The organism is Candidatus Methylospira mobilis (assembly GCF_009498235.1).
In the GTDB taxonomy this organism is placed as follows: Bacteria; Pseudomonadota; Gammaproteobacteria; order Methylococcales; family Methylococcaceae; genus Methylospira; species Methylospira mobilis.
On record NZ_CP044205.1, the window covers coordinates 2,257,515 to 2,283,693 of the forward strand.

Genomic DNA, 26,179 nt, shown 5'->3' on the forward strand with positions numbered 1-26,179 from the left:
ATGGTCAACAAACTCCGGACGCCTGTTCAGGCAGCGTTTCTATAATATTCTTTCTCGAATTTGAGAGGGGACTGGGACTGATAACCCAATGTTGAGTGTGATCGGCGGCCATTATAAAAAGCCAAATAATCAATCACACTCTGTTTTGCCTCCTCCGTTGGGCCTTGAATTTTTCGTAGTTGAGCTGCTCATGCTTCAAGCTGCGAAAAAAACGTTCGGTCGGCGGTCGAGTCAACCGAAAGGAACCGCCCCCTTCAGTTGCTCACGGAACCGTACGTGAATCTCTCGATTCATACGGCTCTTGTTATTCAGCCACCCAGCTCCAAACTCGCCAGTGAGCAAATAATGTCGGATATTGTCGATATAGCTCTCGTAACCATTGGCTGGCACGCCATTTCCGGCGCTGTAGCGATTTGAATTTCCGCCTCGCCCAGCTCAATAGCTTTTCGTTGATGTCGCTATAAATAGCAGACATAGCCGATTTCCTGAACTTTCCGTCATAAGTTATCCATCCCTGAATAATCGGATTAATGGCCTTCGCCAAATCTACAATGCTCTGACTGTACCCCCGCTTTTATCAACGGATGTCTCTTGCGCTTTACCCTCATGGCTTTCAACGCCTTACGCCTAACAGCCGGTGAGAAGCTCACAAAGAATTTGCCGTTTCCATCGCGGGCGCTTCGGGGTCTGAATGTATACCCCAGAAAATCAAAGCTCTGATTCGGATACTCATCGTTCCGGCTTGAGTCCTTGCAGTACACTATCCTGGTCTTCTCCTGACAGAGTTCAAGTCCGCACAGGGTAACCGCCGCTTGTTCTTTAAATCAGACTCAAAATCCTCCATGGTTTGCCCATCAATGCCGGCAGCTCCTTTATTTATTAGCTTTCACCGCCAAATAGGCATCCCATACGGCATGTTTGGATAGTTCAAATGACCTTTGCCAAGGTTTACCGCTCCTCCCTTTAGTGGTTGGCGGCAGCACTTGGCTGAATAACGCAACCCCTTCGCTCCACCGCCATTACAGCGCTTTCATCACTACTACGAGTTGCTCCGCCCCTCTGGCTGACATCGGTACTTGCAAAGCTGCTGAAAACAGCCACTTCTCTTCCCTTGGCATTCAGCCAGCAGGTTCCCACGTTCCACACAAGAGCCTGAATTAAGCTCATGCAGCCTCTACGCCGAACGCCACCCAGTCCATAAACAGGTATTGTCTGGGTTTGTCCCGGATCAACAACTCTATCCGGTTTTGATGTTGGTTGGTTTGCTTTTCGACATGTCATCGGCTATTCACTTGCGTTCATCTGCTTAATCCATACCTGACACGTTAATCGTGGCTTTTCCAACGACGCTCACCACCGTGACTTTTGATCACAGCAGCTCGTGGTGGTTTGAAGCCGGGTCCTGTAATCAGACTTCGAGGGGCCTACCCTCATCTCTCATGCAGCATAGCTGCAGGTAAGGACTTTGTCCTTCTTTGCGCCTTCGTGGCACACCGTTGTCCCAGCAATTCCCTTTGCGGTTCATACTCTGTTCCCTCTTCATCACCTCTAAATGCCGGCGATATTCCCGGCTCGCGTACCGGCTGCCACGATCCGGGTGACGCAACAAGCCGGGCGGCGGTTTACGGGGCGCCAGAAGGCCATTTGCAAGGCACTGACGCAGAGCGATACATATTGTAAATAACTACAACACACTAAGCGCTCACAATTTGCCGCCATGGAATATCAGCCGCGTAACGCCGTAATCATGTTGTAAACGCGACAGGCTGGCGTGAGGCACGTCGATTCGGAACAGATTGGCGGGGGGGATTTCCAGGAGCAGCCGCAGTAGCACGCGTATGACGCCGCCATGGGCCAGCAGCAGCCAGTGCCGTTCGCTAGCGATATCCAGCAATTCATTCCAGGCATCGGCGATGCGGCGCTCGAAATCGGGGTAATCTTCGCCGCCCGGCGCGGGATTTTCGGTTGGGTTGCGCTGAAAGGCCAGCAGACGCTCGCCTTCATCTTTGTAGAGCGATTCCCAGCTCCGGCCTTCCCAAGCCCCGAAACCGAGTTCTCGAAAGCGCACATCAAATTCCAGAGGCAAATTATGCTTACCCGCGACTTCGCGCGCAAACTCGGCGCAACGCAGCAGCGGCGAGCTGATAATGCCGTTCCAGGGCGGCGCAGAGCCGTCCGCCGGCAACACTGCGCGCATCTGCGCCCAGCCGCGCGCATTGAGCGGCGCATCGCATTCACCGCCCATACATAAAGCGCCGTCCACCTCGCCGTGGCGCAACAGGTCGATTACGGCAGGATTCATGCGCTCGAAATGCCGGCTTCGCTGAATGTCGCCATGTCGTTGTGTATCGCACAGGCCGACCGCAACAGCGGCACCGCCAGAGCTGCGCCGCTGCCCTCCCCCAGCCTCATGTCCATGTCGAGTATCGGCCGGGCCTGCAAGGCTTCCAATACCACGATATGACCCGGCTCCGCCGAGCGATGCGCAAAAAACAGCCAGTCGGCGCATGCCGGTTGCAAGCGAACGGCGAGCAATGCGGCGACACCGGCAATAAACCCGTCTACCAATACCGGTATCGAAGAAGAGGCGGCGTGCAAGTAAGCGGCGCTCAGCGCTGCAATTTCAAAGCCGCCCAGACAACGCAGGATTTCCAGAGGATTACCGCCATGTCCGTCATGGCGCATGAGTCCAGCCTCGATCACAGTGCGTTTATGCCGGACTCTCTCCGCATTCAAACCGGTTCCGGGACCGGTCAAAACTCGGGGATCGGCATGCAGCAACGCACAGGCCAACGCGCTGGCGGACGTGGTATTGGCTATGCCCATTTCGCCGCCTATGAACAACTGTGCACCCGCCATCCTCGCCCGCGCAACCGCCTCGGAGCCTGCCGTCAATGCTCTGACCAGCTGCTCATCGGTCATGGCCGGTCGTAGCGTGAAATTGGCGGTGCCGTTTCCGGCACGCGCGGAAACGATGTCGGCGTTGTCGGGCGATTCATTTTCATGTTCGATTACGCCGACATCGACCACCTCAAGGCCTGCGCCGATCCGGCGCGCGAGCACGCTGATCGCGGCGCCGCCGCAGATGAAGTTGCGCAGCATTTTGCGGGTTACCGATTGCGGAAAGGCGGAAACGCCTTCATCGGCTACGCCGTGATCGGCGGCAAACAGGCTGATCGTAACCTGGTCAAGCGCCGGACGTACCCTGCCCTGCATCGCGGCCAGACGCACAGCCAGCTCTTCCAGCAGGCCCAGCGACCCCGGAGGTTTGGTCAACTGCGCCTGACGTTCCAGCGCATCGCGAAAAGTCACGGCGCAAGGCGAAGCGACCTCGGGAACATCCCAACACATGCTATTGTCCATTTATCCGCTACCGCGCAACACATCCTACAGAAGAAAAGGATGCCTCAGCACGATGGTTTCTTCCCGGTCCGGGCCGGTTGACAGAATATCGATCGATACGCCGACCAGTTCCTCTATTCTGCGTATGTAGCGTTTGGCGTTGTCCGGCAAATCATCATAACGGGTGATGCCGAGCGTGTTTTCCGTCCAGCCCGGCAGCTCTTCGATAACCGGACGGCACTGCGCATACTTTTCGGCGCCGGCGGGAACTTTATCGGTGACGACGCCGTCCAGGGTATAGCCGGTACAAATGCCTACTGTTTCCAATCCGTCGAGCACATCGAGCTTGGTCAGGCAAATGCCGCTCAGGCTGTTAAGGCGCGCCGATTTGCGCATCAAAACCGCATCGAACCATCCGCAGCGCCGCGCTCTTCCGGTGGTCGCGCCAAACTCGACGCCGCGCTCGGACAAGCGCCGTCCTACATCATCATCCAGTTCGGTGGGAAACGGGCCATTACCCACGCGCGTCGAATAAGCCTTGGTGATACCTAGCACATAATCGAAATCCAACGGCCCGAGCCCGGTGCCGCTGGCAGCGCCGCCCGCCGTGGTGTTCGAGGACGTCACAAACGGATAGGTGCCGTGATCGATATCCAGCATCGCGCCCTGCGCGCCTTCGAATAACAGGTTGCCGCCGTTGTCCTGACAGGCATAAAGCATTTCCGATACGTCGCCCAGCATCGGTTTGATCTGCTCGCCGACGCTCAGCATATGTTCCAGCATCGACTCGAAATTCAAGGCTTCCGCCCGGTAGTATTGAGTCAACACAAAATTGTGATATTCCAGCAATTCGCGCAGACGCTCGGCAAACCCGGCAGGGTTGAGCAAATCGCCGGCGCGCAAGCCTCTGCGCGCCACCTTGTCTTCATAAGCCGGGCCGATACCGCGTCCGGTGGTGCCTATCGCCTTGCTGCCGCGCGCAAGTTCGCGCGCGCGATCCAGCGCAACATGCACCGGCAGAATCAACGCGCAGGATTCGCTGATCAGCATACGGTCGCGCACCGGCACTCCTGCCTGTTCCAATACTTTGATTTCTTCCATCAGCGCATCGGGACAGAGTACGACGCCGTTGCCGATGGCGCAACGCACCCCTTCGCGCAGGATGCCTGAAGGAATTAGATGCAGCACTGTTTTGGTTCCGTTGATAACCAGCGTATGGCCGGCATTGTGTCCACCCTGGAAGCGAACAACGGCATCCGCCTTTTCCGTCAACAGATCGACCAGCTTGCCCTTACCTTCGTCACCCCATTGAGTGCCGATTACAACAACATTTTTTCCCATAGTCACTCCAAAGTGTCTCATCGTTTGGAAGCGCGCCGCACAGCTTAGCCGTAGGCAGCGCTTGCCTGCAGCAGCGTGTCAGGTTACGGAAACAAGTTCCCAGCCGGTTTCCATGGTTGCTTTAACCAGACGGAGACTGCAAGCGAGATCCGTTGCTTCGCATGCATTATCGGTGAGCCCCTCTATCACAACGCGCCCCTGTTGACGCAATTGCCGAATCTCGGCGCTCAGCCCGGTGTCGCCTTGTGCAAGCGGCGCATAAATTCTTTCCGGCGCTATTCCAGAGCGTTCGGATAACCGCGCCATCACTTTGAGATCGGCGCTGAAACCGGTAGCGGGCCGCGCACGCCCAAAAACCTTGCCGATTTCATCATAACGCCCGCCACGCGCAACTTCGCGCCCGTAGCCGGATACGAATACCGCAAACACAACGCCGGTCTGATAGTGGTAGCCGCGCAGTTCGGCAAGATCGAAGTGTATGGGCGTATGCGGATAGGCCTGCCGAACGCACTCGGCTGTCGCTTCCAGATCATCCAAAGCCTGCCGCACGCCTGCATCGGCGGCGGTGAAGATTTTGCGCGCCTGAACGATCGTTTCCGATCCGCCGTTTAACTCCGTCAGCGCTATCAACATCGCCGCAACCACGGAATCGATACGCTGTTCGGCGACGAACTGCCTGAGCTCCGGCGTCGCCTTGCGCTGCAATATACCGAACAGACCCGCCTCTTGAGCCTCGTGCAAACCCGCCTGTTTCGCCAGACCGCGGTAAATGCCGACATGCCCCAAATCCAGGTAAACCTTGGGGATTCCCGCCACCGAAAACATTTCCAGCGCCAGACGGATGATTTCGGCATCGCCGCCGCAACCGGCAGACCCGTAAAGCTCGGCGCCGATCTGCCAGGGACTTCTGGAACCATGCAGGCAATCAGATTGCGTATGCAATACGGTGCCGCTATAGCAAAAACGGGTGGGCGTGTCGCCGCGCGAATTTCTGGCGTCTATGCGCGCAACCTGCGGAGTCATATCCGCACGCACGCCCATCAACCGTCCGCTGATTTGATCGATTATCTTGAAGGTTTGAAGATCGAGATCGTGGCCTGCCCCGGTCAATAAAGACTCCATGAACTCCACGAATGGCGGTATGACCAGATCGTAGCCCCAGCGCTCAAAAAGATCGAGTATATCTCTACGCAACCGCTCCAGGGGCTTGGCTTCGGCCGGCAGTATTTCTTCTATGCCTTCCGGCAACAGCCAATATTCTTCAGACAACATGATGAAATTAAAAGTCTATAGTGCATGTCCAAGCGGACATAACCCGCTCATTCTCGCACCTGCGGCGCGGAAATGAACGGGTTACTGATGAACTCATTGCTGAGCTTAATGCGCTTTCTTGAAATACTTGAAGAAATCGGAGTCCGGGTCCAGCACGATGGTATCGCCATCGCCTCTGAATACCTGCCGGTAAGCCGTCAAGCTGCGATAGAAATCAAAAAACTCCTTGTTCTTTCCATAAGCCTGGGCATAAATTTCAGCCGCAGTGGCATCGCCTTCACCACGCTTCAGCTCGGCATCGCGATAGGCGTCGCCCAAAGTCACTTCGCGCTGGCGATCGGCGTCGGCGCGTATGCGTTCGGCCATTTCAGCACCGCGCGAACGGAAATCTCGCGCCACGCGCGCGCGCTCGGCTTCCATGCGTCTGTAAACCGACGAGCTGACTTCGCTGGGCAGGTCAACGCGCATGACGCGAATATCGACTATATCGACGCCCATTTCATCCGCTGCCGGCTTGACCGACTTCAACAGTATGTCGCGCACCTGTCCGCGCTCCGATGAAACCAGTTCACGTATGGTGCGCTTGCTGAATTCGCCGCGCATCGCGTCCTTGACGATCTGATCCAAACGGATATTGGCCTGTACGACATCGCCCGCGACCGTAGTGTAAAACTTCGAAACATCCTTGATCCGCCATTTGGCAAACGAATCGACAATGACGTTTTTCTTCTCGGATGTCAGGAAACGCTCGGGTTTGGATTCCAGCGTCAACACGCGCGCATCGAACTTTTTAACATTGTTGATTAATGGAATTTTAAAATAAAGACCGGGAGCATAATCGGTTTCCACCACTTCGCCCAAGCGAAACTTCACCGCCCTCTGCGTCTCGCCTACGGTAAATACCGACATCGACAGCAACGAAACGACGGCAATTATCCCAATCAGTATCGGTTTGTTATTCAGCATCATTGTGTCCTCGACTCACGTCCACGTAAATTGGCGGCGCGCGCGGCGGCAGTATTGGCTACGTCGGAAAGCGGCTCCAGCGCATTTTGCTGCGGGGATGACAGCTCGCGTTCAGTTTCGCGCGCGGATTCCGTTACGGCGGGAATGAGGTTCTTTCTGACTTTGTCCATGGGTAGATAAAGCACATTATTTCCGCCCTTCACATCCACCAGCATAGTGTTGGATTTTTCGAGGACCGACTCCATGGAATCCAGATACAAGCGTTCGCGCGTCACGTCTGGCGCTTTTTCGAACTCGGCCAACAGTTGCTTGAAGCGTCCGGCTTCACCTTGCGCCTTGGCGATCAGTTTCAGCTTGTACGCTTCGGATTCCTGTATCAGACGCGCCGCGGCGCCGCGCGCTTTCGGCACAACTTCGTTGGCATAAGCTTCGGCTTCGTTCTTTAAACGCTGTTCGTCTTCGCGCGCTTTGATGGCATCTTCAAAAGCGCTCTGAACTTCTTCCGGCGGCTGGGCGTCGACGAAGTTGACGGTAGTCACGCGTATACCGGCCTGATATTGATCCAGTATCTGCTGGATCTCGCTTTTGATTTCCTCGGCTATCCCGCTACGCCCTTCCGTCAGCACAAAATCCATGGTGCTTTTACCGATAATGCCGCGCTCAGCGCTTTCGGTTACCTGTTTCAAAGTCGCATCGGGGTCGAGCAGTTTGAAAAGGTAGTTTCTGGCATCCTTGATCTGGTACTGCACAGCCAGGCGGATATCGACTATATTTTCGTCCTGGGTCAGCATCAGTGCTTCCTTCGGCACCGGCCCCAGCGATTGCTGACGCCCGCCGGAACGGTAACCTACTTCAATGAAGCGCTGCTGCTCGACATTAACGTTGATTACGCTTTCTACTGGCGAAGGTATGTGCCAATGCGGACCGGGTTGAGTCGTTTCCACGTATTTTCCGAAACGCGTCACCACGCCGCGGTTGCCTTCGTCGACAATGTAAACGCCGGTCAGGCCCCAAACCAGCAGCGGCACAGCAAGCAGCAGCAGCCAGCCTCCGGGCGCGCTTGATGGGAACTTGCTTCCGGAACTGCCGCCACCGGAAAATATTTTTCCCAAACGCTCCTGCATGGAGCGCATCAGCTCATCCAGGTCAGGGGGGGTCTGTTGCGGATCCCGCCCACCCCACGGATCTTTTTTGTTACTGCCCGGTTCATTCCAGGACATAAATTAACTCCTCGTTAAGAAATAAATGCGGACATCAAACCAGCTAAGGTATTCACAACGCTCATGGCTATTGCGTGAATTATCCGGGAAACTCGATTGCGACACAAAACTACACTATTTTTGAATGAGCCCCTTCAGCTCAAGCGTCAACCCCGCTTCGGCTAGAAAACCCAATGCCCGCGCCGGGACGACAACCTCCATCTCCCAGCCGCCGCCTTCCAGATTATTTTCATGCAATACCTGCGCGTACTGGAACAGGCGCGCGCGCCAGACTGCCTCGGCAGGGGCGATTCGGATTGAAAAGTGACGGCTGGCTCCAAACAAACGCTCATCCAGCGCGCCGAGCAGCAAATCCAGACCGTCGCCATGGACGGCGGAAACCCACACGCGATCAACCAGTCCCTGTTCATTGCGTTCCACCGAAGCGGAGCGCCCCTCCTGTAAATCCAGTTTATTGTAAACCTGGATGCGGGGAACGTTGTCCGCGCCGATTTCTTCCAGCACGGATTCCACTTCGATAATGGTATCACTCATGCGCTCATCGCCGGCATCTATGATGTGCAACAATAAATCGGCATCGCTGACTTCCTTCAGCGTCGATTTGAATGCGGCGACCAGCTCATGGGGCAACTGGCGGATAAAACCCACGGTATCGGCCAGAACGGCTACGTGGTTGGGTGCCACCTGAAGCTTGCGCAAGGTGGGGTCCAGCGTGGCAAACAGCTGATCCGCAGCGAGAACGCCTGCTTGCGTCAACGCATTGAACAGTGTCGATTTCCCTGCATTGGTATACCCCACCAAACCGACCACCGGCACATCGGCCTTTCTTCTTGCCGCCCGTCCCTGATTACGCTGTTGCTCTACCTTTTCCAGGCGCTTCTGAATTTGGCGTATGCGATTCGCCAGCAAGCGCTTGTCGGTTTCCAGCTGCGTTTCACCCGGCCCGCGCAGGCCTATCCCCCCCTTTTGCCGCTCAAGATGCGTCCATCCGCGTACCAGGCGAGTCGCCAGATGGCGTAATTGAGCCAGCTCGACTTGTAATTTACCTTCGAAGGTCTGTGCGCGTTGCGCAAAAATATCCAGAATGAGACCGGTTCTGTCCACTACGCGGACCGACAACGCCTTTTCCAGATTTCTTTCCTGGCTGGGGGTCAATGCATGGTTGAACAATACCAGCTCCGCTCCGGTTTGCGCTATAACCGCTTCGAGTTCATCCAGTTTCCCGGTACCGATGAAGTAGCGGGGATCCGGCCTGCCTTCGCGCACCGGCAGCGACGCCACCGGCTCGGCGCCGGCGGAAAGCGCCAAATCCCGCAACTCATCCAGGTCTTCGCTGCCGGAATGAGTATTCGGATGCACCAAAACCGCCCGTTCGCCGCTTCCAGGTCTGTCAAACAACAGCTGTGTTCTCCCTTGATCCGGCGTGCTTCGCTGCTGAATACCGGCTCAAACCGTTTCCTCGCCATCTTCATTCATACCCGGCATGCGCACCTGGCGCGCCGGTACGATGGTAGAAATAGCATGTTTATAAACCATCTGACTCACGGTATTTTTCAACATGATGACATATTGGTCGAAGGAATCGACTTTCCCCTGAAGTTTGATGCCGTTTACCAGATAAATCGATACGGGAACATGCTCCTTACGTAGGGCATTCAAAAAGGGATCCTGTAAATTTTGAGCTTTAGACATCCTATTTCTCCTTTTATTCTTTTTGGTCAGGGCTCTGGCCTGACATTATTCAGCTAATTCCGGGCTTGCGACCGGAAAGGCGCATCAGGTCAGCGGCCATCAACAAACCGTTTGAGCCTGCGTCACCGAATTACTCACAGTTTCGGCGATTCTGTGCGCCATGGCGTGCGCCAAATCCGCATTTCTGGCCTCTACCATGACGCGAATCAACGGTTCAGTTCCTGATGATCGTAACAAAACCCGCCCGCTTCCGTTCAGTTCCCGTTCTACTTCGGCCTTCACGGCATTGACCGCTTCTACCTTGTCAATATCCACACGTCCGTTTATTTTTACATTAAGCAGTATTTGAGGATACTTTTCCATACCCTGTTTTAATTCGTGCAGACTCCTGCCCGTTTGTACCATTTCGGCAATAACCTGCAGTGCGCCAACAATGCCGTCTCCGGTCGTGGTTCTGTCGCGGCAAATAATATGTCCGGAACCTTCTCCGCCCAGCAAGCTGCCGTGAGCGTGCATCATCTCCACCACATAACGGTCGCCGACGCGCGCGCGCTTCAGTGTCAACCCTAGGCAACCCAGCGCATGCTCCATCCCGAGATTGGTCATTTGCGTACCGACAACCGGCCCCAACGCCACCCCTCCGCCCAAGCGGGAGCGGGCGATGATGAACAACAGTTCATCGCCATCAACAACATCACCGAGGTGATCTACCATGACCACCCTGTCGCCGTCGCCATCCAGCGCTATCCCGCAATCCGCCCCGATCGATTTGACGGTTTCAGCCAGCGCCGCAGTGTTGGTTGCGCCTACGCCGGTATTAATGTTCAAGCCGTTCGGCTGAACGCCTATACAGTTTACCAGAGCACCCAATTCTTCAAATACATGAGGCGCGATATGATAGGTCGCGCCGTGAGCGCAATCGATCACGATCTTCATGCCGCTCAGGTCTATTCTTGGGGGCACGGTCGATTTACAAAATTCGATATAACGCCCTGCAGCATCGTTAATACGCGAAGCTTTGCCGATACGTTCCGACTCCACCGTCGTCATCGGTTGATCAATGTACTGCTCTATTTTATGCTCGAGATCGTCCGGCAGCTTGCCGCCCTCGCGCGAAAAAAACTTGATTCCGTTATCGTAATGCGGGTTATGCGATGCGCTGATAATGATACCGGCCTGCGCCCTCAGCGTCCGCGTAAGATAAGCAACTGCGGGCGTAGGCATAGGCCCCAGCAACTGCGTATTAATACCTGCTGCGGATAATCCTGCTTCCAGCGCGGATTCGAACATATAGCCGGAAATCCGGGTGTCTTTGCCGACCAGTACGCTATTATGCGCGCCTTCTCCCGCCAAAACCCGTCCGGCAGCCCATCCCAGTTTAAGAAAAAAATCCGGTGTAATCGGATACTCGCCTACGCGACCGCGAATACCGTCCGTTCCAAAAAACCTTTTCTTCAATGATAACCTCGAAACCTTAAAGCAAAACTCACAGGGTGACAATTATAGCCGATCCCCGCACGCGACACTAAAAAGCCCCTTCCTTCCAGCAGGAAGGAAGGGGCCGGCAAAAAGCGGAATCAATGTTGGGTAGCCGGATTTCCGAAACCGGTTGTTTCATCCTTGCCAACGCTTTCGGATGGGGCAGCCGGTCCATTATCGTTTTCCGTAGGGGTGCCTTCGTCCCAGTTTTGAGGCGGACGCGGCGATTTGCCTTCCATGATATCGTCTATTTGATAATGATCTATTGTTTCATACTTCATAAGCGCATCAGCCATCACATGCAGCTTGTCGAGATTATCATGCAGCAGACGATCAGCGCGTTCGTAGTTGCGATCGATTACAAAACGAATTTCTTCGTCTATCAAATGCGCGGTTTCCTCGGATACGGATTTATGCTTGGTTACGGAACGCCCCAGAAAAACTTCGCCCTCTTCCTCGCTGTAAGCAAGCGGACCCAGGCGCTCGGAAAGTCCCCAACGCGTCACCATATTGCGCGCCAGGTTGGTTGCACGCTCGATATCGTTTGATGCGCCGGTCGTCACGCGTTCCTTGCCGACTATCATTTCTTCGGCGATACGTCCGCCAAAAAGACTGGATATCTGGCTTTCCAGCTTTTGCTTGCTGGCGCTGTACTGGTCGCGCTCAGGTAAAAACATGGTAATACCCAGCGCGCGTCCACGGGGCATAATGCTGACCTTGTAAACCGGGTCATGCTCAGGTACCAGACGTCCGACGATGGCGTGTCCCGCTTCATGATACGCGGTCAAATGTTTTTCCTCTTCGGTCATTACCATGGAGCGGCGCTCCGTGCCCATCAGTATTTTATCCTTGGCCTTTTCAAAGTCTTCCATGTTGACCAGATGCTTGTTCTTGCGCGCGGCAAACAACGCAGCCTCGTTAACCAGATTGGCCAGATCGGCGCCGGAAAACCCGGGTGTGCCGCGTGCGATATATTTGACCTCCACATCGTCCGCTACAGGAACGCGTTTGGCGTGGACCGCCAGAATCTGCTCTCTGCCGCGGATATCCGGCAAACCGACGACCACTTGACGATCGAAGCGGCCCGGACGCAGCAAGGCAGGATCAAGCACATCGGGTCTGTTGGTTGCAGCGATAACGATTACGCCTTCGTTTCCTTCGAAACCGTCCATTTCAACCAGCAGCTGGTTCAATGTCTGTTCGCGCTCGTCATGACCGCCACCCAGACCGGCGCCTCTGTGCCTGCCGACGGCATCGATTTCATCAATGAATATGATGCAAGGCGCATGCTTTTTAGCCTGTTCAAACATGTCCCGGACACGCGATGCGCCTACGCCGACGAACATTTCGACAAAGTCGGAGCCGGAAATGGTAAAGAAAGGCACTTTCGCTTCGCCTGCAATCGCTCGGGCCAGCAACGTCTTACCCGTACCCGGAGGCCCAACCATCAACGCACCGCGCGGTATTTTCCCGCCCAGCTTCTGGAACTTGCCGGGGTCCTTGAGAAAATCGACCATTTCGGAAACTTCTTCCTTGGCTTCTTCGACACCTGCGACATCGGCAAACGTAACTTTAACCTGATCTTCTTCCAATAGACGCGCTTTGCTCTTGCCGAACGACATCGCGCCGCGCCCGCCGCCGCCGCCCTGCATTTGCCGCATAAAGAAAACCCATACGGCAATCAACAGCAGCATCGGAAACCAGGAGATAAAGACCTGCATGAACAGCGACTGCTGCTCCGGCGGCTGAGCCTTGATTTCCACGTGGTTCTTGAGCAAATCGTCGACCATATGCGGATCTTCAGGACTGTAGGAAGTAAACTTCTCGCCGGAGCTCATCATCCCGCGTATTACCTGGCCGTCTATCGTAACCTGTTTAATCTGTCCTTCATTCACAGCAGAAATAAACTGGGAATAGGACATGGACGCATCTGCTGTCTTCCGAGAGCCAAAGTTATTGAACACCGACATCAATACGACGGCGATAACCACCCATAAAATAATATTTTTTAACATATCGTTCACGTTGCCCACCCTTGCCTGCTGGTAATGCCGGCCTGTTATTTTTATATTAATCAATACGTTAGATGTAAAAACTCAATACATCACATCTCGCATTGGTTTATATTATTGTTATACATACAGTTCGACCACATCCTGCCCTCCTGGTTCCCATAAAAGAATCATCCTTCACGTTTAAGCCCTCTGGCAACAAGGTACAGCTCGCGGCTGCGATCACGGGAAGCTTTGGGTTTACGCACGGCAGTCTGGGCAAATCCGGCTTTCACGGCACGCTGAAACTCGTCGCATCCTGCTCCCATGAATAGTTTTACCACAAAGCTGCCGCCTTGCTTCAAGTTTTGTTGCGCCATATCGAAAGCGATTTCCGCCAGATACATCGCACGAGCCTGATCGACTGCGCGCATTCCTGACATATTGGGGGCCATATCCGACAAAATCAAGTCCACACGCTGTCCGGCAAGCGAGGTATTTAATTGATCGAGTACGGCGTCATCCTGAAAATCGCCCTGTATGAAGGTGACGCCGGGAATAGCTTCCATCGGCAATATATCCAAAGCTATAATCCTACCGTTTTTACCGATTTGCCGGGCTGCATATTGCGACCACCCGCCGGGTGCGGCTCCCAGGTCGACTATACTCATACCTGGCTTGATCAGCCGGTCGCGGATCTGGATCTCTTCGAGTTTGAATATGGCCCTCGAACGATAACCCTGTTCCTGCGCTCGCTTTACATATTCATCGGAAAAATGTTCCGCCAGCCAACGCTGACTACTACCGCTACGCGCCATGATTTAACCCAATATACCCCAAAAAAACAGGAGGACACTTGCATCCGGAACAAAGGAAAGAATTACGCGCCCGCTCGCATCATCTGAAACCGGTCGTCATTACCGGTAATGCCGGGATCACGCCTGCCGTGCTCAACGAAATCAGCCTCGCGCTGGATCATCACGAATTGATAAAGGTACGCGTGAATGCTGCTGATCGAGACCAGCGTGCGGAAATGACGCAGATGATCTGTTCGGAACTGGAGGCCTCGCTGGTGCAAGCCATAGGCCACATTGTTACCATCTATCGCCCTGCGCCCCAAACCACAAAGGCACGGTAAGCCGCTCCGCTCCTCGCCCGCCATGCCGTTAAGACCAAGACTTTTCCATTCGGCCTGAGTTTGCCGAAGGATGGACGGAAAAACGTAACGTTTCCATGCACCCTCTCCCCTTGGAGAGGGCTGGGGTGATCGTGGAGGACACTGATCTGCGCCTGAGTATACAACAACGGGGTACATCAAGACTCACACACCTGTAGCAGGACTCACGGCTGCGTTGCGACTTTTATAACATAATCAAATATATTGTACCAAGCGTATCTCATATTCCCGCACGCCGCCAGGAGCTTGAACGGTGGCGACATCCTCCACGCGCTTTCCGATCAGCGCTCTGGCAATGGGCGAAGTGATTGAAATGCGTCCTTCCTTGATGTCGGCTTCGTCTTCGCCGACGATCTGATACGTCACAACCTGTTCGCTGTCCAAATCTTCCAGTTCGACCGTGGCGCCGAATACCACCTTGTCGTCAGCACGCAGAGCGGTGACATCGATAATCTGGCAATTGGAAAGCTTGCTCTCGATTTCCTTGATGCGCCCTTCGGTGAAACCCTGTTGTTCTCGCGCGGCATGATACTCGGCATTTTCCTTAAGGTCGCCGTGCGCCCGGGCTTCTGAGATCGCATCGATTATGCGGGGACGCACTACGGACTTCAGATTAATCAGTTCCTCGCGCAGCTTTTCCGCGCCGCGAACCGTTATGGGTACTTTCTTCATAAAAAATCACTCTGACACTGAATAGTTACACTTTTTGATGCAAATCCTGCAACCGGTTCACGCTCTCGGCATTCAGCTCTTCGAGCGCGCGGCAGGTTGCGCGCGCGCCGGACAAGGTGGTGGTGTAGGTAACCTGATTCTGCAACGCCTGACGACGAATTGTAAACGAATCGGCAATTGCCTTTTTCCCTTCCGTCGTATTAATGATGAAATGAACCTCGCCATTCTTGATCATATCCACGATATGGGGTCGGCCTTCGTGCACCTTCAAGACCTTGGCGCAAGGAATACCCTCCGACCCAAGTACCCTGGAAGTGCCTCCGGTCGCCGCCAGAGTGAATCCCAGCTTGACTAAATCGCGAGCCACCCCGACAACGCCTGCTTTATCCGCATCGCGCACGCTGAGAAATACCAGCCCCTGATGCGCCAGTTTTACACTGGCCGCCCTCTGCGCTTTTGCATAGGCTTCGCCGAAAGTAGTGCCCACCCCCATGACTTCGCCGGTAGACTTCATCTCGGGGCCCAGCAGAGGATCGACGCCGGGAAACTTGATAAACGGAAATACCGCCTCCTTAACCGAAAAATAGGCCGGAACTATCTCTTCGATAACGCCTTGATCGTCCAGACTGATGCCCGCCATGCAACGCGCGGCAATCTTTGCCAGCGGGTATCCAGTCGCCTTGGAAACGAACGGCACCGTGCGCGACGCTCGCGGATTCACTTCGAGTATGTAGATTTCGTTTCTTTTGATCGCGAACTGGGTATTCATCAATCCGACAACTCCAAGCGCCTCGGCCAGCTGTCTGACCTGCCCCCTCAATTGCTCCTGCAGTTCGGATGATAAATCATAAGGCGGTATCGAACAGGCGGAATCACCCGAATGCACCCCGGCCTGCTCGATATGCTGCATCACACCGCCGATCAATACGCGTTTGCCGTCGCAAACGGCATCGACATCCATCTCGATCGCATCGTCGAGAAAACGGTCCAGCAGCACAGGAGAATCGTTGGAAACACTTACCGCTTCGCGCATGTAACGCCGCAAGTCTTCGTCATTGAACACGATTTCCATCGCGCGGCCGCCCAAAACATAGGAAGGCCTGACCACAAGCGGATAGCCGATCTCATTGGCCGAACGTATCGCATCTTCCGCCGAGCGCGCGGTACGGTTGGGCGGCTGTTTCAGATTAAGCCGCTCGACCAGTTGCTGGAAGCGTTCGCGGTCTTCCGCAAGGTCGATGGAGTCGGGAGACGTGCCGATAATTGGAGCGCCCGCGGCTTCCAACGCGCGCGCCAACTTCAACGGCGTCTGCCCGCCATATTGCACGATGATGCCGACCGGCTTTTCCAGATCGACAATTTCCAGTACATCTTCCAGCGTCAGCGGCTCGAAATACAAGCGGTCGGAAGTATCGAAATCCGTCGAAACCGTTTCGGGGTTGCAATTGACCATGATGGTTTCGAAACCGTCTTCGCGCAAGGCCATCGCCGCATGCACGCAGCAATAATCGAACTCGATACCCTGCCCTATGCGATTCGGGCCGCCGCCGAGCACCATGATTTTTTTTCGCCCGGTCGGGTCGGCTTCGCATTCCTCCTCGTAGGTGGAATACAGATAGGCAGTGCTGGAAGAAAACTCCGCGGCGCAGGAATCGATACGTTTGTACACCGGACGCACGCCCAGCTTGTTGCGCACGGCGCGCACTTCGGCTTCCGCGCTGCCCAGCAAACGCGCCAGCCGCGTATCGGCAAAGCCCTTGCGCTTCAGCACGAATAATTCGTCGCGCGTCAGCGTAGCCAGAGTACGCCGCGACAAGGCGGTTTCGTCAGCGATCAAGTCCTCGATCTGCGCCAGGAACCACGGATCGATACGGCTTTGTTCATGCACCTGTTCGAGCGGCCAACCCGCGCGGAATGCGTCCGCCACATACAAAATACGTTCCGGTCCCGGGTGACGCAATTCGCGTCTCAGTATTTCATCTGCATCTTCGCCCTGTTTGTTGATGCGCGGCGACAACCCGTCCACCCCGGTTTCCAGGCTGCGCAAAGCCTTTTGCAGCGATTCCTGAAACGTGCGGCCGATCGCCATCGCTTCTCCGACCGACTTCATCTGCGTCGTCAGACGATCATCGGCCTGCGGGAACTTTTCAAAGGTAAACCGCGGTATTTTGGTGACGACATAATCGATACTGGGTTCGAACGAGGCCGGCGTAGCGCTGCCGGTAATTTCGTTTTTCAGTTCGTCCAGCGTGTACCCGACTGCCAGTTTTGCGGCCACCTTCGCAATTGGAAAACCGGTTGCCTTGGACGCCAGCGCCGAAGATCGCGATACGCGCGGGTTCATCTCGATCACGATCAGGCGACCGTCATCCGGATTCACCGCGAACTGAACGTTCGATCCGCCGGTTTCGACGCCGATTTCGCGCAGTACCGCCAGCGAAGCGTCGCGCATGATCTGATATTCCTTATCGGTCAGCGTTTGCGCCGGTGCGACGGTTATGGAGTCGCCGGTATGCACGCCCATCGGGTCGAAGTTCTCTATCGAACAGATGATGATGCAATTGTCGTTGCGATCACGCACCACCTCCATTTCGTATTCTTTCCACCCCAGTATGGACTCTTCGATCAACAGTTCATGCGTCGGCGAAAGCTCCAGGCCTCGCTCGCAGATTTCGACAAACTCCTGACGGTTGTATGCAATGCCGCCACCGCTGCCCCCCAGCGTGAACGATGGGCGAATAATTGCCGGGTAGCCGACGTCGTCGAGAACGGCCAGCGCTTCTTGCAGAGTATGGGCAATGCTTGAGCGCGCGGAGCCCAAACCTATTTTGGTCATGGCATCCTTGAACTTCAGGCGGTCCTCGGCTTTGTCGATCGCCTCCTTGCTGGCGCCTATCAGCTCGACGCCAAAACGTTCGAGCACGCCCTCGCGATCGAGATCCAGCGCGCAATTCAGCGCAGTTTGTCCGCCCATGGTCGGCAGCAGCGCATCGGGACGCTCTTTTTCAATGATGCGGGCAACCGTCTGCCAGTCCACCGCCTCGATATAGGTCGCATCCGCCATTTCCGGATCGGTCATGATGGTCGCGGGATTGGAATTGACCAGTATGACGCGATAACCTTCCTGCTTCAGCGCCTTGCAGGCCTGAGCGCCCGAATAATCGAACTCGCAGGCTTGACCAATAATGATGGGGCCTGCTCCCAGCAGCAAAATGGACTTGATATCTGTTCTTTTTGGCATGTTGAAAGTATTCGGCAATTAACGGCTGTTAGCCATGGATACGACAAAGCGATCAAACAACGACGACAGATCGTGCGGACCGGGACTGGCTTCCGGGTGCCCCTGGAAGCTGAATGCCTGGCAATCCGTGCGCTCCAGGCCTTGCAGCGTGCCATCGAACAATGAGCGGTGCGTGGGGCGCAGAGTAGCGGGCAGGACCGTCTCATCCACAGCGAAACTATGGTTCTGGCTGGTAATCATAACGCGTCCGCTTGACAGCTCCTGTACCGGATGGTTGGCTCCGTGATGACCGAACTTCATTTTAAAGGTCGCGGCGCCGCTTGCCAAAGCCAGTAGCTGGTGTCCCAGACAGATACCAAAAATCGGGATATGCGCCGCCAATAACTCACGAATGGCCGTAATGGCGTAATCGCACGGCTCCGGATCGCCGGGACCGTTGGACAGAAACACGCCATCCGGCTTCAAGGCCAGCACTGCGGCTGCGGTAGTACGTGCGGTAACGACGCTCACACGGCAGCCGCGCTCGGCCAGCATGCGGAGTATATTGCGCTTTATGCCGAAATCGTAGGCAACGACATGGTAGTTCTGACACAATGCATGACCGTACCCTGAATCCAGCCGCCACTCTCCTTCACTCCAGGCATAGGCTTTGGAAGTCGTCACTTCCCCAGCAAGGTCCATACCCTGTAGACCTGGAAATCCACGAGCCAGCGTCAGCGCATGCTCGGTATCAATCGCATTCCCGGTCATCAGACAGGCCCGTTGCGCACCGCTATCGCGAAGCAACCGGGTCAGCTTACGGGTATCGATTCCGGCAATACCCACAACGCCCCGCTCTTTCAGGAAGGTTTCGAGCGTTCCCTGTTTACGCCAGTTACTGGCCAGACGCGGTACATCCCTCACCACCAAACCCCCGGCAAACACCGACTCCGATTCATTGTCCTGAGGGGTTATGCCGGTATTGCCTATATGCGGATACGTCAAGGTGACAATTTGTTTCGCATACGAAGGATCGGTAAGAATTTCCTGGTAACCGGTCATCGAAGTGTTAAAAACCACCTCGCCCACGGATTCACCTTCAACACCGATAGAGGTGCCACGAAACAGCGTTCCATCCTCAAGCGCCAGAATAGCGTACATATTCAAAATCACCTATCTACCAGATATGGAAAACGGGACGTAACTATTCAGCAAGTGCTTTTGAGTCCTGACCGAAGCCAGTCTGAAGTGAGGCAAGCCACAGTCGAGACACGCTGCAAGTCCGTCCCTGGATGCTCTCTGCGCCCATCCATGGGCGCAGAAGGTCTGGCCTGATTCACCTCACTTCCTCTCCAACGGGTATGCTGAATAGTTACAACGGGACAAACACAAGGCTTATCCCGTTAGCTTAAAAAAATTGCGCGGCGATTTACGTAAACCTGCCCATCGTGTCCATGCCGCCCCTACATCGCCACGGGCGACACACGAGATATCGGAACGCTGAACCAGCGGCGCGGAACCAGACCGCCATCGGCTTTCAATTCCGCCATGCCCAAAAACGCATCGCCGCAAACCACTTTACGAATCCCTTCGCGGTCGGTATCAGAAGATACGATAACAGTCTGCCCCCTGCTCAGCCGCACGGCCTGCTCGCCATCGACTTCCAGAAATATTAAACCCTGGACCATCAGTTCCGAAGGGTGAACCAGGGGCAAACGCGCATCATCAGGGCAACGCTGCATCTGATCCAGCGAGACGGCGCCCTGCTGTAAAGTCAGCGCGCCGACAGCGGTTCTACGTAATAATTCGACATGCCCCCCGCAGCCCAGAGCCTCTCCAATATCAGCGGCAAGGCTGCGTATATAGGTTCCCTTGGAGCAGTGCGCCTCAAGATCGAGATAGTCGGCCCCGTATCCCCTCAGCAACAGCTCATGGATACGGATATTTCGCGGCGCGCGCTCTACCTCCACACCTTTTCTGGCAAGTTCGTACAAGCGCTGCCCCTGATGCTTAAGAGCTGAATACATCGGCGGAATCTGCGATATCGCGCCGCGAAATTGCGCAAGGACAGCCTCGATTTTTTCTTCATTCAACTCAGGCACATCACGCGTCTCCAGCACCTCGCCTTCGATATCCGCGCTGGCCGTCGTTATGCCCAGACGCACGCGTGTTTCATAACGTTTGTCGTCATCCAGTAGAAACGCCGCCAGTTTGGTAGCCTCCCCCAGACAAACCGGCAACAAACCGGTAGCTATCGGATCAAGGCTACCCGTATGCCCCGCCTTTTTTGCACCCAGTAGCCTTTTGACACGCTGAACTGCGCTGTTCGAGCTTAATCCGGGCGGCTTGTCGAGCAATACCACGCCATTTATCACGCGTTGTTCTTCCCTGCTTTTTTCAATATTTTCACAAACAAAAATCTAATCGAGTTTCCCGGCAGTCTCATTCAAGCCACTCAGCAAGCTTTGAATACGCAAGCCACGCTGTAGCGATTCGTCGAAAATAAAGCGTAACTCGGGCATAACCCTTAGCCGCATGCGTTTACTCAGCTCGTGCCGATAAAACGGAACCGCTTCGTTCAAACGGGCAACGCATTTTTTCGTATCCAGGCTTGCCCCCAGAAAACTCACATAAGCCTTCGCGACCGACATGTCGCGGGTTACCTCAATCGAACTCAGCGTCACCATGCCCAATTCAGGATCGCGCGCATTCACCCGCAGCAACTCCGACAGTTCGCGCTGGATTTGCGAAGAAACACGATCACTACGGGTAAACTCTCTTGGCATTTCAGATAACCTCTTGTTCCGATAAAGCGGGCGGATTACTGATGTGCGACCAACACTTTTTCGAATACCTCAATTTGGTCGCCCGGCTTGACGTCATTGTAGTTTTTAACGCCGATACCGCACTCCATACCCATTTTGACCTCGCCGACGTCATCCTTGAAGCGGCGCAATGACTCCAGCTGGCCTTCATAGATAACCACGTTTTCACGCAGCACGCGGATGGGAAGATTACGCTTGACAAAACCTTCGGTAACCATGCATCCGGCGATGGCGCCAAATTTCGGTGAACGGAACACATCGCGCACCTCGGCTATGCCGACAATCTGCTCCTTGTATTCAGGCTCCAGCATGCCGTTGATAGATTTTTTGATTTCATCGAGAGCTTCGTAAATTACGCTGTAATAATGCAGGTCGACGCCGCGCTCCTCAATCAGCTTGCGCGCGCTGGCGTCGGCGCGCACATTGAATCCGATCAGAATGGCGCTGGAAGCCAGGGCCAGATTGGCGTCCGACTCGTTGATTCCGCCTACGGCCCCGGCGATAACCTTTACTTTCACCTTGTCCGTGGATAAGTCGACCATCGCGCCGCGCAGCGCTTCAAGACTGCCTTGTACATCTGTTTTGAGGATAACGTTCAAGTCGGCGGATTCACCGCTTTCCATGCGCGAGAACACATCCTCCAGCTTGGTTGCCTGTTGCGCCGCCAGCTTGCTGGTACGGGACTTTTCCTCGCGATGCAGCGCGATTTCACGCGCCTTGCGTTCATCGGCGACGATAATAAAATCATCCCCTGCATTGGGCGCAGCCGACAGACCCAGTATTTCAACCGGCATCGACGGCCCGGCTTCCTTGAGCGGCTTGCCGTTCTCGTTGAACATCGCCCTGATACGGCCGAATTCCTGACCGCAAAGTATAAAGTCGCCCTTTTTAAGGGTGCCGCGCTGAACCAGTACGTCCGCCACCGGCCCTTTCCCTTTATCCAGCCGTGACTCCAGCACAACGCCGGAGGCCGGGGTTTTAAACGCAGTCTGCAACTCCAGAATTTCAGCCTGCAGCAGGATTGCATCCAGCAGATTATCTATGCCGGAGCCGGTTTTGGCCGAAACATTGACGAATTGCGTGTCACCGCCCCATTCCTCCGGCACTACTTTCAATACCACCAGCTCCTGTTTGACCCGGTCAGGATCGGCATCGGCCTTATCAACCTTATTGATGGCGACCACGATAGGAACGCCGGCGGCGCGCGAATGCTCGACGGCTTCGCGCGTTTGCGGCATCACCCCATCGTCCGCCGCGACCACCAGCACAACGATATCCGTCACTTTCGCGCCGCGTGCGCGCATGGCGGTAAAAGCGGCATGACCGGGCGTATCCAAAAACGTCACAGCGCCATGGTCGGTCTTGACCTGGTACGCGCCGATGTGCTGGGTAATACCGCCTGCTTCGCCGGCCGCGACCCGGCTCTTGCGAATGTAATCCAACAGCGAAGTCTTGCCGTGATCGACATGCCCCATAATGGTAACAACCGGCGCACGCGGCTGCTGCTCGGCTGATTCTTCCAGAGCCATGGTGGCAACCATCTCCGCTTCAAGATGATCCGCAGCCTGGGCAATAGCCCTGTGTCCCATTTCATCGACAACCAGAATAGCCGTTTCCTGATCCAGCATTTGATTAATAGTGGCCATGACCCCCATTTTCATCAGCGTCTTGATGACTTCGCCTGCCTTGACCGACATGCGGGCAGCCAGTTCGGAAACAGTTATCAGCTCAGGCACATTGACATCGTGAATCTGTGGCGCAGTAGGTCTTTCGAAACCATGCTTCTGCTCCGGCATCACCACCGGACCACGCATTTTGGCCTTCTTTCCTTTTCCTGACCTGCGGTCATCCAGACTGAATTCAGACCGCTTGTCATCATCGCGGCGACCTTCGCGATCACCTGTTGCCCCCGTTTTTCGTTTCGCGCGTCGAGCATCTTCCTGCGCTCTTCCTGCCGCCACATCGGGTGGAAAGCTAGCAGGGAGCGCCGCCGCCGCCGCCGCGGGTACGGGGCGGCGGGGCGGGCGCTGCTCGCTACGCGGCGCGGCAGCTGCCGGTGCAGAAGGCGGGCGCGGACGTTCTGCAGCTTTTTCAGGCCGTCTTTCGGCCGGTTTCTGCGGCGCAGCCCTGGCTTCGGCATCAGGCGGCGCCTTCGAAACAACTTTAGCCTCCGCCGCTTCAACCTGTTCAGGTTCTACGGAAACTGGAAGCGCAGCTTCTTCCTCCGGCTCAACTATCGGGGTCGCAGCAACGGCGGGAGTAGGCTCGGCTGTTTCCTGCTCTGCAACTCGCTCCTGAGCAGCGGCAACGGCGCTCACCACGAGTTCTTCCTCCACCTGTTGCGGCTTCGGTTCCTGCCCGTGATGGAGTTCCTCCGCCGATGCGACTAGCCGCGCCTTTTCAGGCTCCGGCAACCGCTCCTCGACTTCGGGGAGTTCGCTGCGCTTGACGTAAGTGCGTTTTTTTCGCACTTCCACGCTCACTGTCTTGCTGGCTTTGCCAGGCATCTTGCCCTGCTTAAGCTCGCTGACGGTTCTGCGTTGCAAGGTCACGCGCTTGGGCTCCGCCGCATCCGCATATTCCTTTCCATGACTCTGACGAAGAAAACTTAACAATTTCATCTTTTCAGCATCGTTCAGAACATCGCCCGGGGCAGTCGCGCTCAACCCTGCATCACCCATTTGTGCGAGCAAGCGGTCAAGGGGAATCCCTACCACTTCAGCCAACTGTCTTACTGTTACATCACTCATAACTATCCCACCCTCGGTAATTCCTAGCCTTCGGCAAACCAGGAGGCTCTCGCCTTCATAATCAGATTCGCCGCTTTTTCCGAGCCTATGTCATGGATTTCCAAAAGCTCATCAACAGATTGCTCGGCCAGATCGTCCAGCGTACGTATACCCTTTTCGGCCAAAAGACGCGCCAAATTTTCGTCCATCCCTTCCAGATTCAGCAATTCATCGCTGGGTTCCGCAGGCTCCATACGCTCTTCGCGCGCTATTGCCTTGATAAGCAGGGCATCGCGCGCGCGGTTGCGCAGCTCTTCGACAATGTCTTCGTCGAACTCTTCAATATCAAGCAACTCCTTCGCAGGGACATACGCCAGTTCCTCGACGCTGGAAAAACCTTCTCGAATCAAAATTTCGGCAACGTCTTCGCCTACGCCCAACTGATCGACAAAAGACTGCATCAACGTCAGCGCTTCCGCTTCATTTTTTTGATCGGCCATGGTGGCGCTCATGACATTAAGCTCCCAGCCGGTCAGTTCCGAAGCCAGACGCACATTTTGCCCGCCCCGCCCGATAGCCTGAGAAAGATTTTCATCGGCGACGGCAACGTCCATGCTGTGCTTATCTTCATCCACGACTATCGATACGATTTCAGCCGGCGACATCGCGTTGATCACATACTGCGCGTCGTTTTCATTCCACAGTATGATATCGACACGCTCGCCGGCAAGTTCATTGGAAACGGCCTGTACTCGTGAGCCGCGCATGCCTACGCAGGCGCCCACCGGGTCAAGACGGCTGTCATTGGTTTTAACCGCGATCTTGGCTCTCGCCCCTGGGTCGCGCGCGGCGCCCATTATTTCGATAACATTTTCGTTGATTTCAGGCACCTCGAGACGGAACAGCGCAATTAAAAGTTCCGGCGCCGTGCGCGATACATGCAACTGCGGACCCTTGGCGTCGGGCTTCACATCCTTTAGGTAACCACGCACCCGGTCTCCGGTTCTTACCGCCTCGCGCGGTATCATTTCCTCGCGGGGAATAACCGCCTCGGCATTGCCGCCCAAATCAAGATAGACATTGCCCCGCTCGATACGCTTGACCACACCGGTAACCAGCTGACCGATACGATCCCGGAAAGCATCGGCAACCTTTCTGCGCTCGGCTTCACGCACTCGCTGCACTATCACCTGTTTTGCGGTCTGGGCTGCAATACGCCCGAATCCCACCGACTCCACAGGCTGCTCTACATAGGCGCCAAGCCTGGCGGACGGATCAATTTTCAACGCATCGTCGAGAAACATCTGCGTTTCAGGAAACTCGATTCCATAATCATAGTCGTCATTCGGCTCGACCACCAACCAACGGCGATAAGTTTCATAATCGCCGGTTTTACGGTCGATCGAAACGCGCACATCGATCGGCTCTTCGTAACGCTTCAAGGTAGCCATTTTCAACGCGTCTTCAATGGCTGAGAAAATCACATCCTTCTCGATGTCCTTTTCGTTGGATACGACATCGACAACCAGCAAAATTTCTTTATTCGCCATTACTCTTATTCCTTTGAAATTTTTTCAAACTCGGGCACCAGCCGTGCCTTCTCAATCAAATCGAACGGGATGCTGAACAGATCCTCCCCATCCTGCAATGTAACTTCGGCGCCGCCGGAAACGCCCACTATGCGCGCCTTCAACCGGCGCGGTCGTCCATCGACAGCACGCAGCATCTGCAGCCTGACCAGGCAGCCTTGAAATCGCGCAAAGTGTTCGGGCTTCGAAAGCGGTCTATCCATGCCGGGCGAAGAAACTTCGAGATGGTAGTTTCCGGGAATGGGGTCCTCTACATCGAGTACTCCACTCAACTGATGACTCACCCTGGAGCAGTCATCAACCAGAATACCTTCTTCCTTATCGATATAAACCCTCAGTATCCGCTGCCCGGAATCGAATTCTATGCTCACCAGTTCGTAACCGAGTCCGTCCACGACCGGTTCAATCATGTGTCTCAAACGCTCGGGTATCCTCATGAAAACACCTAAAACCAGCCACAAAAAAAGGGCGCAAGGCCCATAATTACTTCCACAAGTCTCATCAACGTCCATTCCGTAGGTTACAGCTCCTATTTCGTCACCAGCCTTTCCCCGTGAAGGAAAGCAAACCTTGACCAAGCAACTGTACTAATTTTTTAATTATACCAGAAAATTCACACCTTATGAAGAGCTCTCGCACAATCTGTTTTAAATGCGTCGCTCAA

The 26,179-nt window shown here is 55.1% G+C and carries 21 protein-coding genes; 1 reads left to right on the forward strand and 20 read right to left on the reverse strand.

Features of this window, described 5'->3' with window-relative positions; translation table 11 throughout:
- Positions 1–304: 304 nt before the first annotated feature.
- The 12 genes from F6R98_RS22745 to rlmE form a co-directional block, all read right to left on the reverse strand.
- Positions 305–553 (reverse strand): group II intron maturase-specific domain-containing protein, encoded by a 249-nt coding sequence (locus tag F6R98_RS22745; protein ID WP_153251004.1) that lies wholly within the window; start codon positions 551–553, stop codon positions 305–307.
- 1,149 nt (positions 554–1,702) lie between these two features.
- On the reverse strand, positions 1,703–2,302 hold the full coding sequence (gene cobC, locus F6R98_RS10080) for an alpha-ribazole phosphatase family protein (RefSeq protein WP_153248898.1): 600 nt from the start codon (positions 2,300–2,302) through the stop codon (positions 1,703–1,705).
- A complete protein-coding gene (gene cobT / locus F6R98_RS10085; RefSeq protein ID WP_153248899.1) occupies positions 2,299–3,351 on the reverse strand; it encodes a nicotinate-nucleotide--dimethylbenzimidazole phosphoribosyltransferase in 1,053 nt (350 codons plus the stop codon). The genes cobC and cobT overlap by 4 nt, the downstream gene beginning before the upstream one ends.
- A gap of 36 nt (positions 3,352–3,387) precedes the next feature.
- A complete protein-coding gene (locus tag F6R98_RS10090; RefSeq protein WP_153248900.1) occupies positions 3,388–4,683 on the reverse strand; it encodes an adenylosuccinate synthase in 1,296 nt (431 codons plus the stop codon).
- A gap of 78 nt (positions 4,684–4,761) precedes the next feature.
- The gene (locus F6R98_RS10095; protein ID WP_153248901.1) at positions 4,762–5,955 is read right to left on the reverse strand and encodes an ATP phosphoribosyltransferase regulatory subunit; all 1,194 of its coding nucleotides are present in this window, start codon (positions 5,953–5,955) and stop codon (positions 4,762–4,764) included.
- Positions 5,956–6,060: 105 nt separating this feature from the next.
- Positions 6,061–6,921, reverse strand: coding sequence for a protease modulator HflC (gene hflC / locus F6R98_RS10100; protein ID WP_153251005.1), 861 nt, complete (start codon positions 6,919–6,921; stop codon positions 6,061–6,063).
- Positions 6,921–8,141 (reverse strand): FtsH protease activity modulator HflK, encoded by a 1,221-nt coding sequence (gene hflK, locus F6R98_RS10105; protein WP_153248902.1) that lies wholly within the window; start codon positions 8,139–8,141, stop codon positions 6,921–6,923. The genes hflC and hflK overlap by 1 nt, the downstream gene beginning before the upstream one ends.
- A gap of 114 nt (positions 8,142–8,255) precedes the next feature.
- The gene (hflX, locus tag F6R98_RS10110) at positions 8,256–9,539 is read right to left on the reverse strand and encodes a ribosome rescue GTPase HflX (RefSeq protein ID WP_153248903.1); all 1,284 of its coding nucleotides are present in this window, start codon (positions 9,537–9,539) and stop codon (positions 8,256–8,258) included.
- Between the two features lie 48 nt (positions 9,540–9,587).
- Positions 9,588–9,833, reverse strand: coding sequence for an RNA chaperone Hfq (gene hfq / locus F6R98_RS10115; RefSeq protein ID WP_153248904.1), 246 nt, complete (start codon positions 9,831–9,833; stop codon positions 9,588–9,590).
- Between the two features lie 99 nt (positions 9,834–9,932).
- The gene (glmM, locus tag F6R98_RS10120; protein WP_153248905.1) at positions 9,933–11,291 is read right to left on the reverse strand and encodes a phosphoglucosamine mutase; all 1,359 of its coding nucleotides are present in this window, start codon (positions 11,289–11,291) and stop codon (positions 9,933–9,935) included.
- Between the two features lie 119 nt (positions 11,292–11,410).
- On the reverse strand, positions 11,411–13,327 hold the full coding sequence (gene ftsH, locus F6R98_RS10125; RefSeq protein ID WP_194270243.1) for an ATP-dependent zinc metalloprotease FtsH: 1,917 nt from the start codon (positions 13,325–13,327) through the stop codon (positions 11,411–11,413).
- A gap of 167 nt (positions 13,328–13,494) precedes the next feature.
- On the reverse strand, positions 13,495–14,124 hold the full coding sequence (gene rlmE, locus F6R98_RS10130) for a 23S rRNA (uridine(2552)-2'-O)-methyltransferase RlmE (protein ID WP_228125235.1): 630 nt from the start codon (positions 14,122–14,124) through the stop codon (positions 13,495–13,497).
- A gap of 35 nt (positions 14,125–14,159) precedes the next feature.
- On the opposite strand from rlmE, the gene yhbY reads away from it, so the two are divergent.
- The gene (yhbY, locus tag F6R98_RS10135) at positions 14,160–14,441 is read left to right on the forward strand and encodes a ribosome assembly RNA-binding protein YhbY (RefSeq protein WP_153248908.1); all 282 of its coding nucleotides are present in this window, start codon (positions 14,160–14,162) and stop codon (positions 14,439–14,441) included.
- Between the two features lie 234 nt (positions 14,442–14,675).
- Here the strand turns inward: yhbY and greA are convergent, their stop codons facing one another.
- The 8 genes from greA to rimP all read right to left on the reverse strand — a co-directional run bounded on the left by greA (position 14,676) and on the right by rimP (position 25,952).
- A complete protein-coding gene (gene greA, locus F6R98_RS10140; protein WP_153248909.1) occupies positions 14,676–15,152 on the reverse strand; it encodes a transcription elongation factor GreA in 477 nt (158 codons plus the stop codon).
- Positions 15,153–15,177: 25 nt separating this feature from the next.
- Positions 15,178–18,393 (reverse strand): carbamoyl-phosphate synthase large subunit, encoded by a 3,216-nt coding sequence (gene carB, locus F6R98_RS10145; protein WP_153248910.1) that lies wholly within the window; start codon positions 18,391–18,393, stop codon positions 15,178–15,180.
- Positions 18,394–18,411: 18 nt separating this feature from the next.
- Positions 18,412–19,539 carry a glutamine-hydrolyzing carbamoyl-phosphate synthase small subunit gene (carA, locus tag F6R98_RS10150; RefSeq protein WP_153251006.1) on the reverse strand — a complete coding sequence of 376 codons (1,128 nt, stop codon included), beginning with the start codon at positions 19,537–19,539 and terminating at the stop codon, positions 18,412–18,414.
- Between the two features lie 296 nt (positions 19,540–19,835).
- On the reverse strand, positions 19,836–20,747 hold the full coding sequence (truB, locus tag F6R98_RS10155) for a tRNA pseudouridine(55) synthase TruB (protein ID WP_228125206.1): 912 nt from the start codon (positions 20,745–20,747) through the stop codon (positions 19,836–19,838).
- Between the two features lie 45 nt (positions 20,748–20,792).
- Positions 20,793–21,158 carry a 30S ribosome-binding factor RbfA gene (gene rbfA, locus F6R98_RS10160; RefSeq protein WP_153248912.1) on the reverse strand — a complete coding sequence of 122 codons (366 nt, stop codon included), beginning with the start codon at positions 21,156–21,158 and terminating at the stop codon, positions 20,793–20,795.
- Between the two features lie 35 nt (positions 21,159–21,193).
- The gene (gene infB, locus F6R98_RS10165) at positions 21,194–23,947 is read right to left on the reverse strand and encodes a translation initiation factor IF-2 (RefSeq protein WP_153248913.1); all 2,754 of its coding nucleotides are present in this window, start codon (positions 23,945–23,947) and stop codon (positions 21,194–21,196) included.
- A 23-nt stretch (positions 23,948–23,970) separates the two neighbouring features.
- A complete protein-coding gene (nusA, locus tag F6R98_RS10170; RefSeq protein ID WP_153248914.1) occupies positions 23,971–25,476 on the reverse strand; it encodes a transcription termination factor NusA in 1,506 nt (501 codons plus the stop codon).
- 5 nt (positions 25,477–25,481) lie between these two features.
- Positions 25,482–25,952 (reverse strand): ribosome maturation factor RimP, encoded by a 471-nt coding sequence (rimP, locus tag F6R98_RS10175; protein ID WP_153248915.1) that lies wholly within the window; start codon positions 25,950–25,952, stop codon positions 25,482–25,484.
- Positions 25,953–26,179: the final 227 nt, after the last annotated feature.